At 64.2% G+C, this 13,949-nt stretch carries 10 protein-coding genes; 3 read left to right on the top strand and 7 right to left on the bottom strand.

Annotated features, from left to right (window positions below):
• Positions 1-7 precede the first annotated feature (7 nt).
• A complete protein-coding gene (locus tag CXQ88_RS12960) occupies positions 8-1,300 on the top strand; it encodes a Mur ligase family protein (protein ID WP_181037509.1) in 1,293 nt (430 codons plus the stop codon).
• An 11-nt stretch (positions 1,301-1,311) separates the two neighbouring features.
• Complete coding sequence (locus CXQ88_RS12965; protein ID WP_104044613.1) at positions 1,312-2,049, top strand: type 1 glutamine amidotransferase; 738 nt, start codon at positions 1,312-1,314, stop codon at positions 2,047-2,049.
• 48 nt (positions 2,050-2,097) lie between these two features.
• On the opposite strand, the gene CXQ88_RS12970 is transcribed toward CXQ88_RS12965, so the two are convergent.
• Entirely contained in the window at positions 2,098-3,372 is a 1,275-nt protein-coding gene (locus tag CXQ88_RS12970; protein ID WP_104044614.1) for a CapA family protein, read from the bottom strand.
• A gap of 85 nt (positions 3,373-3,457) precedes the next feature.
• On the opposite strand from CXQ88_RS12970, the gene CXQ88_RS12975 reads away from it, so the two are divergent.
• Positions 3,458-5,470: a M3 family metallopeptidase gene (locus CXQ88_RS12975; protein ID WP_104044567.1), complete on the top strand. Its 2,013-nt coding sequence runs from the start codon at positions 3,458-3,460 to the stop codon at positions 5,468-5,470.
• Between the two features lie 192 nt (positions 5,471-5,662).
• Here CXQ88_RS12975 and pdxS read toward each other — a convergent pair whose 3' ends face one another.
• The 6 genes from pdxS to CXQ88_RS13005 all read right to left on the bottom strand — a co-directional run bounded on the left by pdxS (position 5,663) and on the right by CXQ88_RS13005 (position 13,903).
• Positions 5,663-6,589 carry a pyridoxal 5'-phosphate synthase lyase subunit PdxS gene (gene pdxS, locus CXQ88_RS12980; RefSeq protein WP_043481916.1) on the bottom strand — a complete coding sequence of 309 codons (927 nt, stop codon included), beginning with the start codon at positions 6,587-6,589 and terminating at the stop codon, positions 5,663-5,665.
• A gap of 145 nt (positions 6,590-6,734) precedes the next feature.
• Positions 6,735-7,358, bottom strand: coding sequence for a phosphatidylinositol phosphate synthase (gene pgsA / locus CXQ88_RS12985; protein WP_104044568.1), 624 nt, complete (start codon positions 7,356-7,358; stop codon positions 6,735-6,737).
• Positions 7,348-7,935: an HIT family protein gene (locus tag CXQ88_RS12990; protein WP_104044569.1), complete on the bottom strand. Its 588-nt coding sequence runs from the start codon at positions 7,933-7,935 to the stop codon at positions 7,348-7,350. Before CXQ88_RS12990 ends, pgsA begins: the two co-directional genes overlap by 11 nt.
• Positions 7,936-7,953: 18 nt before the next feature.
• The gene (gene thrS, locus CXQ88_RS12995) at positions 7,954-9,963 is read right to left on the bottom strand and encodes a threonine--tRNA ligase (protein ID WP_104044570.1); all 2,010 of its coding nucleotides are present in this window, start codon (positions 9,961-9,963) and stop codon (positions 7,954-7,956) included.
• A gap of 116 nt (positions 9,964-10,079) precedes the next feature.
• Positions 10,080-13,568, bottom strand: a complete 3,489-nt coding sequence (locus tag CXQ88_RS13000) for a DNA polymerase III subunit alpha (RefSeq protein WP_104044571.1) — start codon at positions 13,566-13,568, stop codon at positions 10,080-10,082.
• Positions 13,565-13,903 carry a DUF6504 family protein gene (locus CXQ88_RS13005; RefSeq protein WP_104044572.1) on the bottom strand — a complete coding sequence of 113 codons (339 nt, stop codon included), beginning with the start codon at positions 13,901-13,903 and terminating at the stop codon, positions 13,565-13,567. Before CXQ88_RS13005 ends, CXQ88_RS13000 begins: the two co-directional genes overlap by 4 nt.
• Positions 13,904-13,949: the final 46 nt, after the last annotated feature.

The following is a 13,949-nucleotide window of genomic DNA, read 5'->3' on the forward strand; positions in this document are numbered from 1 at the left end:
TCGAATAATGCTCTACTTCAGTGTTCCGCTCGGCAAGCTGGTCCGCCGGGTGTCCCGGCTACGGGGCGGCGGTTCTGCCCTGCCCGGGCTGGTGGTCGAAAAAATCGATCCCGGCTTCATGCGCCGGACGCTCACCACGCTCCCCCACGGCGTCGCCGTGGTCAGCGGCACCAACGGCAAAACCACCACCACCAAAATGGTAGTGGAGCTGCTTGAGAGCCAGGGGCTCAAGGTCTTCACCAACCGCACCGGCAGCAACTTCACGCGCGGTGTGGCCGCAGCGCTGCTGGGCGAGGTGGACTGGCGCGGCCGGCTCGACGCCGATGTCGCTGTCCTGGAACTGGACGAGGCCCACGCCGTGCACTTCGTCAACAGCGTCCCGCCCCGATACTGCCTGCTCCTGAATGTCCTCCGCGACCAGCTGGACCGGTTCGGCGAGATTGACAAGACGGCACAGCTGCTCCAGCACATCGCCGCCAAGACCACCGGAACTGTGGTGCTGAACCGTGAGGACCCCCGTGTAGCCAGGATTGCCACCACCCTCACTGGGCAGGACGTCAAGTACTTTGGCCTGGACGATTCACTGCTGGGCACCTTCCCGAACGACGACGACATGCGCGCCGCTCCCGGAAGTCCCGCTCCCGCAGGCCTGCCGGAGAAGCCTGCCGCCGACGTCGTACTCCGCAAAGTAGGTGCGGACACCGCCGACTTCGAGTACGACGGAGTCACGGTCACCACCGGGATGAAGCTGCGCGGCGTGTACAACATCTTTAATGCCGCCGCCGCGCTGACCCTGGCGCGAAGCATCTGTGGCGGCGGTGCCGCCACCGCGGACCACGACACGCTGCTGGCAGCACTCGCCCAGGTTGCGCCAGCGTTCGGCCGCGGCGAAAGCCTGACGGTGGACGGCCAGCCCCTGGACCTGGTCCTGGTCAAGAACCCCAGCGGGTTCCGGCTCGGCCTGAAGTCCTTTCCCGCCGGCGGTTACGCCACCATGATCGCCATCAACGACAACTACGCCGACGGCCGCGACATGTCCTGGCTGTGGGATGTTGAATTCGAGTCCCTGCGCGAGGGTGGAGTGGACCAGGTGACCGGCTCCCGCGCCTACGACATGGCCCTGCGCCTGCAGTATGACGAGGTGCGGGTCGGCGGCGTCGAGACCGAGATTGCGCCGGCCCTTGCCGCCTTCATCAGGGAAGCCCAAGGCAAGCCGAAGCGCATCTTCTGCACGTATACCGCAATGCTGGCCATTCGCCGCGAGCTGTCCAAAATCACCACCGTGGAGGTTGTCTCTTGAGCCACGCAGGCATGGACCCGGCGCAGGAGAGCAAGGGCACCATCCGGGTGGTGCAGCTCTACCCGCGCGACATGAACATCTACGGCGACTGGGGCAACGCCCTCGTCCTCCAACAGCGCATCAGGTGGCACGGCTACACGCCGGAGCTGCTCGAATACAACGTTGGCGACCCTTTCCCGGAGGACGTCGACATCATTGTGGGCGGCGGCGGCCAGGACAGCGGCCAACTGGTGATCCAGGACGACCTGCAGGCACGTGCGGGAGCGCTGAAGGATCTGGCCGAGGACGGCGCCCCGATGCTGGTGATCTGCGGGTTGTACCAGCTCTTCGGACGCTTTTTCAAAACACGCACCGGGGCGGTCATCCCGGGCATCGGCGTCCTTGACGTGGAAACCCACGGCACAGACGAGCGTCTGATCGGCAATGTCAAGGTGGCTACGCCGGAGTTTGGCGAGGTGCTGGGTTACGAGAACCACAGCGGGCAGACCACCCTCGGCAACGGCGTCCGTCCACTCGGAACCGTGCCCAAAGGCACCGGAAACAACAGCAGCGATGGCCACGAAGGCGCCCGCTACCGCAACATCGTGGCGAGCTACCTGCATGGGTCGCTGCTGCCGAAGAACCCGGCCATTGCCGACTTCCTGATCCGCACGGCGGCTGAGCGTAAATTCGGGTCCTTTGACCCCGGCCAGCCGAACGACCGGTTCGCGGATCTCGCCAGGGAACACGCGGCCCGCCGCCCGCGCTGACCAGCACAGGGTTCAGCAGCCGACGACGGCGCTCCCTTGCGGGACGGCTTAAGGTTCGCGGGTGATGAGGAGCTCGCGGGCACCGGCCGCTGCGGCACCCCGGGATTCCACCACGGTCCTGGTCCGCTGCCTGGTCGCTGCGTCCGCTTCCGGGCCGGCGCACGGTCCCTGCGGCGCATCTGCCGCTACTGAACACCAGCGGTACGGGTCGCGGACGATCACCGACGGTGCCCAGGCGAGATCCGTGGCGGACCATTTTCCGGAAGGGTCCTGGCCGAACTGCACCCTCGCCAGGAGGCCCTCGTTGTTGACCACATACCAGGGAGACAGCTCGGTGACGCCGTTGCCCAGGCCGTACACAATCCAGGTGCCCTTGTAGTTTTCGATGGGCTGCACTGCGTGGCTGTGGTGCCCATAGACCAGGTTGAACTGCCCGCTGTCCACCAGGGCACGTGCCGCCTCCTGCTGCTGGGCATTCGGTTCGCTGGCGTACTCATCACCCGCGTGCATCGCGGCCAGGACGATATCCGCCCCCAGCGCCCGCGCCTTTTCGGCCTTGCCGATCATCGCTGCCGGGTCCAGCATGTCCACCTGCCAGGGGTATTCAGGGAGCAGTCCGTTGAGCCCGTAGGTGGCCTGGATGACGGCTACTTTCGCGGCCGGCGTCTGCATGATGAGGATGCCGCGGGACTCGTTCTGCGTGCGGTAGGAGCCCGTGTGCTTCAGGCCGGCAGCATCCAGGGCGTCGAGAGTACGCAGCAGCCCGTCCGTGCCACGGTCGATGGTGCGGTTGCTGGCCGTGGTGCACGCCTGGTAGCCCACGTCCTTGGACGCGGCGATGATCTGGGGCGGGACGTTGAACGACGGGTACACAGAGAAGGGACCTTCCGGTCCCGCCACGGGCGTCTCCTGGTGGCAGATGGCAAGGTCGCTGTTGTTGATGTACCGGCGCTGCCCTTCCAGGAGGGGTCCAAAATTCAGCCCCGCCTTGCCTGCCGCTGCTGCGTCCTGCTTCGCCTGCTGCCACAGCTGGGCGTGGACCAGCATGTCCCCCGTGACGAGCACGTTGGTGCACCTGACCGCGGGGCAGGCTGGGCCGTTGCCGGGCGTAGGAATGGGTGTGGGTGTGTGGCTTGAGGCAGGAGCGGTGGTTGCGGCGGGATTGTCGCCGGATCCTGGAATTTGCACAGCGGGTCCCGCGAGTGGCGGTGCCTGCCCTTCCTGTTCAGCCACCAGGCCACAGCCCGCCAGCACGGCAGCGGCGAGCAAGGCCCAGAAGGTGGCCCCGGCGCGCGGGGCAGCACCGCCCCAACTAATCCCCATAGCGGTCATTGTAGGTAAAGTCCTGGGCCGCCACGAGCATTTGAGGGTCGTTGTGATGGCGTGGCCCGTATGGAAGATTTGCGTCATGACAAACCCCCTGCTCACTCCCAGCACGCTTCCGTTCGCTCTGCCGCCGTTCGCGGAAATCGGGCCTTCCCACTTCGCCGAAGCGGCAGAGGCAGGATTCGCGGAGCATCTGGCGGAAGTCCAGGCGATCACGGAGAATTCTGATCCCGCCACCTTCGACAACACTGCTGTGGTGATGGAGCGCTCCGGCCAATTGCTGCAGCGAACTGCCGCCGCGTTCTTCACGCTGGTTTCCGCCGACGCTTCCGAGGAGATCCGGGAACTTGAAACCCAGCTCTCGCCGCTGTTCTCAGCCCACCAGGACGAAGTGTTCCTGAACAAGGCACTCTACGAACGCTTCGCCGCCATCGGGACGGCCGGTCTTAATCCGGAGTCGGCCCGCTTGGTGGAAGAGTATTTGAAGGAATTCCGGCAGTCCGGGATCCAACTGGATGGCCCCGGGCAGGAGCGGCTCCGGGCGCTCAATGCCGAACTCTCCCGGCTGGGAACCGAATTCGGCCAGCGGGTCAAGGAGGGCATGAAGTCCGCGGCCCTCCTGCTTGAGGACCCCGCAGACCTGGCGGGGTTGCCGGCCGACGACGTGGCGGGCGCCGCTGAAGCGGCCCGGGCGGCGGGGCATGAGGGGAAATTCCTTCTGACCCTGATCCAGCCGACAAACCAGCCTGCCTTGGCCGCACTGGAGAACCGGGGCATCCGGCGTCGGTTGTTTGAGGCGTCTGTGGCCCGCGGCAGCAGCGGCGGGAACCTCGATGTGCTCGAACTCGCCCGTTCCATGGCCGGCCTGCGCGCGGAAAAAGCTGCCTTGCTGGGCTTCGCCAACTACGCCGAACTCGTGGTGGACCTCCAGACCGCACCCGATTTTGAGTCGGTCCAGTCGATGCTGAGCCGAATGGCGCCGGCGGCGGTCCGCAATGCTGACCGCGAGGCCACGGCTCTTGCTGAGGCAGCCGGACACTCCCTGGAGGCCTGGGACTGGGCGTTCTACTCTGCGAAGGTCCGGCGGGAAAAGTACGCGGTGGACGAACAGGCCCTCCGGCCCTATTTCGAGCTGGACCGGGTCCTCACTGACGGGGTCTTCTTCGCTGCCACGTCGCTTTACGGCATCACCTTCCACGAGCGGGAGGACCTTTCCGGCTACCACCCGGATGTGCGTGTCTGGGAGGTCAGGAACGAGGACGGCACCGCACTTGGGCTGTTCCTCGGCGACTACTACACCCGCGAGTCCAAGCGGGGCGGCGCCTGGATGAATTCCTTGGTGGAACAGTCGTCGCTGCTGGGGACCCAGCCCGTAGTCATCAACAACCTCAACATCTCCAAGCCGCCGGCGGGGGAACCTGCGCTCCTGACCCTGGACGAACTGCGGACTACGTTCCACGAGTTCGGCCATGCCCTGCACGGGTTGTTTTCCAACGTGACCTATCCGCGGTTTTCCGGCACGTCGGTCCCCCGGGACTTCGTAGAGTACCCGTCCCAGGTCAATGAAATGTGGATTATGTGGCCGGAGGTGCTGGCCAACTACGCGAAGCACTACGCCACCGGGGAGCCGCTCCCGCAGGACATCGTGGACAAACTGGACGAATCACGGCTTTGGGGTGAGGGGTTTGCCACCACGGAGTACTTGGGGGCGGCGCTACTGGACCTGGCCTGGCATGTCCTGGGGAGCAGCGAGATACCTGAGGACGCCCTTGCCTTCGAGGACAAGGCCTTGGCGGCTGCCGGAATTGCCCATGCCCTGATTCCGCCGCGCTACCGCACGGGATACTTCCAGCACGTCTTCGCTGGTGCCGGTTACGCTGCTGGGTACTACTCGTATATCTGGAGCGAGGTGCTGGACGCCGAGACGGTGGACTGGTTCAGCGAAAACGGCGGCCTGACCCGGGCCAACGGCCAACGCTTCCGGGAGGAGCTGCTGTCCCAAGGAAACAGCCGCGACCCCCTGCACTCCTTCAAAACCCTCCGAGGCCGCGAAGCGAGGCTGGAGCCCCTGCTAAAGCGCCGCGGCCTCGACTAACCCCTCATCCATTGCTCCGCACGGGCCCTTTTGAGGGGTCATAAGGGCCCGTGCGGAGCAACCGATGGGGTTTCGACAGGCTCAACCACCGACGACGGCGGCGGGTCACCCACAAAGGTGACCCGCCGCCGTCGGACTTTGGAGCGGAATAGTAAGCAGAGGATCAGCGCCGCCAGGCGCGAACCAGAAGAACTACCAGCCGCGCTCGGCGAGGCGGTGCGGCTGCGGGATCTCGTCGACGTTGATGCCCACCATGGCTTCGCCCAGGCCGCGGGAGGCCTTGGCGATGACATCGGGGTCGTCGAAGAAGGTGGTTGCCTTCACGACGGCGGCGGCGCGCTGGGCGGGGTTGCCTGACTTGAAGATGCCGGAGCCGACGAACACGCCGTCAGCGCCGAGCTGCATCATCATGGCGGCGTCGGCCGGGGTGGCGATGCCGCCGGCGGTGAACAGCACCACGGGGAGCTTGCCGGCAGCGGCAACTTCCTTGACCAGTTCGTAGGGTGCCTGCAGTTCCTTGGCGGCTACGTACAGCTCGTCCTCGGGCAGTGCGGCAAGCTTGGCGATCTCGGAGCGGATTTGGCGCATGTGGCCGGTGGCATTGGAGACGTCACCGGTGCCGGCCTCGCCCTTGGACCGGATCATGGCCGCGCCCTCGTTGATGCGGCGGAGTGCCTCACCGAGGTTGGTGGCGCCACAGACGAACGGAACCTTGAAGTTCCACTTGTCGATGTGGTTGACGTAGTCGGCCGGGGTCAGGACCTCGGACTCGTCAATGTAGTCGACGCCGAGGGACTGCAGGACCTGGGCCTCAACGAAGTGCCCGATCCGGGCCTTGGCCATGACCGGCACGGACACGGCGTCGATGATCTTGTCGATCATGTCAGGATCGGACATGCGGGACACGCCGCCCTGGGCGCGGATATCGGCCGGAACGCGTTCCAGTGCCATTACAGCAACGGCACCGGCGTCTTCGGCGATGCGGGCCTGTTCAACGTTGACGACGTCCATGATGACGCCGCCCTTGAGCATCTCAGCCATGCCCCGCTTCACGCGGTTGCTGCCCGTGACGCTGTTCGCGGACGAACCGGCCTCGCTGCTTACATCAGGTGTAGACACAAAAACCCCTATGGGTAGATAGATGACCTTCGCCGGGCGTGCAGGGCGGCACGGAGATGCCATATGTACACACACCGGGTTGCCGGATCCATTGACCGGGCAGTCCTAATACTAGTCTCACCGGACCCGGCCGGCTTAATTCGTGTTAATCAGCCGGGGAAGGTTCCGCAAGGGCCTGGCGGCGTACCGACACCACACGCTGGACCACCGTGATGAAGCTCGCGAGGGCGAGCAGTACAAGCGTCACCAGCAGCACTACCTGCGGCAGCCCAAGGCCGGTAAATCCGGTGACCACCAGCACGGACACGAGGCGTTCGGCACGCTCTGCGATGCCGATGTTGGCCGTGAATCCCAGTGACTCCGCCTTCGCCCTGGCGTAGGAAACCACCATGCCAAGGACCAGGCAGACGGTGGCTGCCATGGCGATGGGAACATTCGCGCCGCCGGTGAAGAACCAGACAGCAAGACCAGCGAAGAGTGCACCGTCCGCGATCCGGTCCAGGGTTGAGTCAAGGAAGTTGCCCCAGCGGCTGCCCACCGCCTGCATCCTGGCCATGATGCCGTCCAGGACATCGGAGAAGATGAACGCGGTGATGAACAGCGTTCCCCACCACAGCTGCCCCATCGGGTAAAAGACGAGGGCTCCCACCACCACACCGGCGGTACCGACGATGGTCACAGCATCCGGTGAGACGCCGATCCGAAGGAGCCAGCGGGCGAGCGGGGTGAACAGTGCGGTGAAGAACCCGCGGGCGTGCCTATTCAGCATCCGTCTCCCCGGGCCAGGCGTCGGCGACCTGTTGGCGGACCTCGTCAAGGGTCTGTGTAATCGCCTTGGTCTGGGCGATGATGGGGAAGAAGTTCCCGTCACCGCCCCAACGCGGAACAATGTGCTGGTGCAGGTGGGCGGCGATGCCTGCGCCGCCCACCACCCCCTGGTTCATGCCAAGGTTGAATCCGCCCGGGTTTGATACTTTCCGCAGGACCCGCATGGCCGTCTGGGTCAGCTCGGCAAACTCCGCCGTCTCCTCGACGGTCAGGTCGGTGTAGTCAGGGATGTGACGGTAAGGGCAGACCAGGAGGTGACCCGGGTTGTACGGAAACAGGTTCAGCACCACGTAGCAGGTCTTTCCCCGGTACACGATCAACGCATCCTCGTCGGTCCGTCCTGGTCCGATGCAGAACGGGCAGTCGTTTTCGTTCTTGAACTGGTGCTGGCCGCCCTTGATGTAGGCCATGCGGTGCGGAGTCCACAGGCGCTGGAAAGCGTCCGGGACACCGGCGAGGTCAAAGTCGTCGGTGACGCCGGCATCCCCTGGATATCCTGCGCCTGTGTTCTCCTGCACCGTGCTGTTCCGTTTCCGCTAGCTGGTCCGGTTACGGACGGCTTCAGTGATCCGCTTGACTGCCTCTGCCACGGGCACGCCGTTGTCCTGGCTTCCGTCGCGGAAGCGGAACGACACGGCGCCTGCCTCGGCGTCGTCACCGCCGGCGATCAGCACAAAAGGAATTTTGTCCTTGCTGGCGGTGCGGATCTTCTTGGGGAACCTGTCCGAGGAAGTGTCCACCTCGGCCCGGATGCCTGCCGCCTTGAGCTGATCGACGACGTCGAACATGTACTCGTTGAACGTCTCCGCCACCGGGATGCCCACCACCTGTACAGGGGCGAGCCAGGCGGGGAAAGCGCCGGCGTAGTGCTCGGTGAGCACGCCCATGAACCGTTCGATCGAGCCGAACAGCGCACGGTGGATCATCACGGGACGCTGGCGGGTGCCATCGGCGGCCTGGAATTCCAGTTCGAACCGCTCGGGCAGGTTGAAGTCCAGCTGGATGGTGGACATCTGCCAGGTGCGGCCCAGGGCGTCCTTTGCCTGCACGGAGATCTTGGGGCCGTAGAATGCCGCTCCGCCCGGATCCGCGACCAGTTCCAGGCCGGATTCCTCTGCCACCTCGGCGAGGGTCCGGGTGGCTTCCTCCCAGGCGGCGTCCTCGCCGACGTACTTCTCCGGGTCCTTGGTGGAGAGCTCCAGGTAGAAGTCGTCCAGGCCGTAGTCCTTCAGCAGGTCCAGCACAAACGTCAGGGTCTTGGTGAGTTCTTCCTTCATCTGCTCGCGGGTGCAGTAGATGTGGGCGTCGTCCTGTGTCATGCCGCGGACCCGGGTGAGGCCGTGCACCACGCCGGACTTCTCGTACCGGTAGACCGAGCCGAATTCGAACAGGCGCAGGGGCAACTCACGGTAGGAGCGTCCGCGGGAGCGGAAGATGAGGTTGTGCATGGGGCAGTTCATCGGCTTCAGGTAGTAGTCCTGTGCCGGCTTGCGGATGGTGCCGTCGGCGTTGAGTTCCTCATCCACGCGCATGGCGGGGAACATGCCTTCCTTGTACCAGTCAAGGTGGCCGGAGACCTCGTACAGGTGGCCCTTGGTGATGTGGGGCGTGTAGACGAACTCGTAGCCGGCTTCGACGTGGCGCTGCCGCGAGTAGTCCTCCATCTCCTTGCGGATGATGCCGCCCTTGGGGTGGAACACCGGCAGGCCTGAACCGAGCTCGTCCGGAAAGGAGAACAGGTCCAGTTCGACGCCGAGCTTGCGGTGGTCACGCCGTTCTGCTTCAGCAAGACGTTCCTGGTAGGCCTTGAGTGCATCCTTGGTGGGCCAAGCCGTGCCGTAAATCCGCTGCAGCTGCTGGTTCTTCTGGTTTCCCAGCCAGTAGGCGGAGGACGAGCGGGTGAGGGCGAAGGCGTTGGAAATCAGCTTGGTGTTGGGCAGGTGCGGGCCACGGCAGAGATCGCACCAGACGGTGGCACCTTCCTTGCGCTCAACATTGTCGTAGATGGTGATGTCGCCGGCGCCCACCTCGACATTTACGCCCTCACCGGCTTCGGCGGCCTCGTTTTTCTTGCCAAGGAGTTCGAGCTTGTAGGGCTCGTTCTTCATCGCTTCGCGGGCCTCGTCCTCGGAGACCACACGCCGGACGAACTTCTGGTTCTGGTTGACGATTTTGAGCATCATCTTTTCGAGGGTTTTGAGGTCCTCGGGGGTGAAGGGCTCGGCCACGTCAAAGTCGAAGTAGAAACCGTCGGTGATGTAGGGACCGATGCCCAGCTTGGCGTCGGGGCGCAGTTGCTGGACGGCCTGGGCCATCACGTGGGCGGTGGAGTGGCGGAGTACGTTCAGTCCGTCGGGGGAATCGATGGTGACGCCTTCGACGTCGGCGCCTTCCGGAAGTTCCTGGTCCAGGTCCTTCAGCTCGCCATTGACGCGGGCAACAACAACATCACGGCGCTCAAAGAAGAGTTCCGCACCGGTTGTCCCGGTAGTCACCTTGGTCTCTTCGCCATCGACGAGGAGGGTGATCTGCTGGGCATCTGACACGGGTGTCTCCTATTCAAAGTTAAGGCTTCATAGCTTGTGGCGTACGGGGACCACAGCCAGCCACCGTCAATGCTATCGGTTCAGCAAAGGGCCGACCAACGCGGCGCACGGCAGGCTCAGCCGTTAAATCCCGTGATGGCCAGGCTCCTGCTGATTCCATCCAGTGGATGCGGGCCATCAGGGGCACGGGTCTCCGAGTCCGGGAAGGGCAGGCTTTCGGTGCGGCTGAGGTCCCAGGCCATGCTTGCACTGAGGCTGATTCCACGTGGGCCCGTCCGCCGTGTGGTGCCGCGGATTAGCAGCAGCCGGGTTCCGAACAGGAGCAGGCCGGCATTCTCCTGGGCCTCATGGAAGAAGACTGAATCAATGCAGCCGGTGCCGTCGTCAATGCTGATGAACACCACCCTCCTGCCCCCACGCATGGGGGGCGTCTGGGTGGCCACCCGCACTCCGGCCACCAGGACCTCCGTCCCGTTGCGCAGGCCCAGGAGCTTGTCCGCGGTGGTGACTCCCAGCCTGTCCAGCATGGGCCGGTGGCTGTCCATGAGGTGGCTGCTGACGTCCACAGCCATCAGGTCCAGCTCTGCCCGGACGTTTTCGATGAGGGTGGGTTCCGGGAGCCCCGGCTTGACGTTGCGCAGTTCCACATCCCCCAGGGGCAGGGACAGCTGTCCTTCCAGAACCTCCACGCCTTTCCGCCCGCTGCCCGCACTTTGAAGCTGCTGCAAGTGCTGGACCAGGTCTGCCCGGTTGGCCACGCCACCGGCTTCACGGTGCAGGGAATCGAAAGCACCCAACTGGGCCAAACGTTTGATGCTTGGCTTGCTTAACCGCGAGCGCGCACGGAGGTCTGCGAGTGAGTCATAAGGCTGGCCCGCAACGATTCTTTTCAGTTCCGTGGCGGACAGCCCGTAAATACCGTTCAGGCTCAGACGGATTCCCAGCTTTCCCAAATCGGGTCCCTGCCGGATCCGTTCCACCCGGTACTCCCCCTTGCTGCGGTTGATATCCAGGGGAAGGATGGGGATGCCCAGCCGCCGGGCTTCCGCCACAAGCAGTCTTTTGGGGTACATGCCGGGATCGTGTTCCCAGAGGCCGGCCAGGAAGGCTTCCGGGTGATGCGTCTTCAGCCAGGCGGACTGGTAGGTGGGCACCGCGAAAGCGGCTCCGTGGGCCTTACAGAACCCAAAGCTGCCAAAGGCCTTCAGGGTCCCCCACACGTTGTCCACTACTTCCGGGGAATAGCCCTTCTTCCGGGCTTCCCTGCGGAAAAACTCCTCAACACTTAATTCCAGGACCTCGTTGCCCAGGGCACGACGGAATTCGTCAGCCCTGGCCAGGCCGCAACCGGTCATCACGTTGAACGTTTTCAGGATCTGTTCATGGAAAACGGTCACCCCGTGGGTTTCCGCCAGAACGGGCTTCAGGTCCGGGTGGGGGTACACCTCGGGTGCGAAACCGTGCCGGTGCTCCAGGAAGGGCCGGACCATGTCCGATTTCATGGGCCCGGGCCGGAAAAGCGAAATGTCGATGATGAGATCGTTGAACTCCCGCGGTGCCATCTTGCCGATCAGTTCGCGCTGCCCAGGAGACTCAATTTGGAAGCAGCCCAGGGTGTGTGTGCTCCGGATGAGTTCAAAGGTGGCCTCATCATCCAGGGGTATGGCGTTGAGGTCGATGTGGCCGTTTTCTGCAATGTAATCCGGGCCGGACCCGTCCTTCCCGGGATCATGTTTCCCTGCAGCCACCACTTCCTCTTTAGACGAGTGGATGCGGATGACCTCCCGGACGGCAAACGCCATGGCGCTTTGCATCCTGACACCCAGGACGTCGAGCTTCAGCATGCCCATGGGGTCCATATCGTGTTTATCGAACTGGCTCATAGGCAGACCCAGGCCGCTGGGCTGGACCGGGGTGCGGTCCAGCAGGGTTGCGTCCCCCAGGATCACACCGCACGGATGCATCGAGATATGCCGCGGCAGCCGGTCAAGGCGTTCCGTCAGGTCCACCAGCAGGTCCAACTGCTGGTTGCCGTGGGTATCGCGCTGTTCCACCCGGCCTGCAAATTCCCTCAGTTCAGGCTTTTCCTGCAATGCCTCCCGGAATTTCCGTGCTGAAAACCGCCACAGCTGTTTCGCGATGTCCCCCACGTCACCGTCATCCATGCCTAGAGCCATGCCGGCGTCCCGCACTGCGCCTCTAGCCCGGTACCCGTTTTGCATACTCATCAGCGTGACCCGCTCGGCGCCGAATCGCTCGAAGATCCGCCGGTAGACGTTATGCCGTTCTGCGCTTTCAACGTCGATATCGATGTCAGGCAGGGTGGCCCGGTCCCGGGAAAGGAAGCGCTCAAAGATCAGGTCATGCTGCAGTGGATTTACCTGGCTGACGTCAATCAGGTAATTGACCAGGCTTGATGCACCAGATCCGCGGGCCGCCGCCCTCACCCCCATGTCCTGGATCATGCGTGAAACTTCGGCAACAGTAAGGAAGTAGGACGAAAACCCCAGGTTCTGGATAATGCCCAGTTCGTGCTCGAGCCGGTGCCGCATTTCCTTTTCCCGGGTGCCCGAAATTCCCGGGAACCGCCTCCCGATTCCCGCCTGGCAGCGTTGTACCAGTTCAATATGGGGATCCTGGTTGATCCCGATGACTGAAGCTTCCGGCACCACGGGCTGCTTCCAGCCCATATCGGTGACGGGGTCCATCCTGCAGAGATCGGCGAGCGCCTCGGTTTGTGCCATCAGCTGTTTAAGGTCTGCTGCACCGTATCCGGCGGCGGAGATGATTTCCTTGCCCAGTTGCAGCATTTGGGCTCCGGATTTCAGCCAGCCCTGCCCATTCGGCTGCAGCATTGGTTCCTGGGCCAGCTCCGGCAGCGATTTCAGGGTCCGGGCCGAGTCCAGGACGTCGGCGGTGGCGGCTCCGTCCTCCGCGCAGTACCGCACCGCGTTACTGAGGATTGCCGGTACGTTGTGCTCTTCCGCGAGCTTAAGCATCCGGACGGCATGTGAGGTACTCAGCGGCGCCCCCGGGGCGCTGAGTTGCGAAACGATCTCCGTTACCACCGTTCCGGCGGGCATTGCGTCGAGCCATTGTTTGAAAAGTGTCCGCGGGCGCAGGTACCGGCGGCCGCCCATGGCCCGCCCGACATCGGAATCCGGCCCGATCAGGACCATCAGCACGGGTTTGAGGGTCCGGGGATCCAAAGTGCGGGAGGCAAGCTCCGCCCTGGTCACTGCCACCGGCACGGTTCCCCCGGACTTCCCCGAGGTGCGGGCATGGGCATCGGACACCAGCCGGCACAGTGCACGGTACCCTGCCCCGTTGTTGTTGCCCCGGGCGAGCACCACCACACGTCCCGCCAACTGGGTGCGGTGATCGCCGTCGTCGTCGAAAACCGCCAGGTCCACCCCAACCAGGGGGTCGATACCCGCATCCATGCACGCCTTCAGGTGCTTGATGGTTCCGTACAGACCGTCGCGGTCGGTGCAGGCGAGCGCGGTGGCGCCGTCGGCAGCGGCAGCCTGCGCCAGTTCTTCAGGCCAGGACACACCGTAGTGGGCACTGAAGGCGGTGGAGACGTGGAGGTGCGTGAAGCTCATGCTGTCCGGGGGCGCAGGGCGTCGTGGATCCGCAGGAGCCGCCAGCGGCCGCTGCGGATGTGGCGGGTCAGGTCAAGGGTGAGTGGTTCTTCCTGGTCCTTAAATGCGCCGGAACCGGCGGCGGAAGGAAGCACCTGAACCCGCCAGATTTCATGGTCCACCAGTCCAGGACCGGTTCCCAGCGGTGCACGGCTTTCCTCGGCCCACCACTGCCGGCGCTCGTACCATCGGACCGGCTCGGCGCAGATTGAATACCGCCGTCCTGCCCATTGAAGGCTTACCGGTTGGCCTTCCGGGTTGCAGGCAACGTCCACGGATTCGCTGAACATCCCCATGGGCACCTCCCGGACAGACCAAAAAATCAGGACACATTCGAATATG

Source organism: Arthrobacter sp. ZGTC412 (genome assembly GCF_002929215.1).
GTDB lineage: Bacteria > Actinomycetota > Actinomycetes > Actinomycetales > Micrococcaceae > Arthrobacter.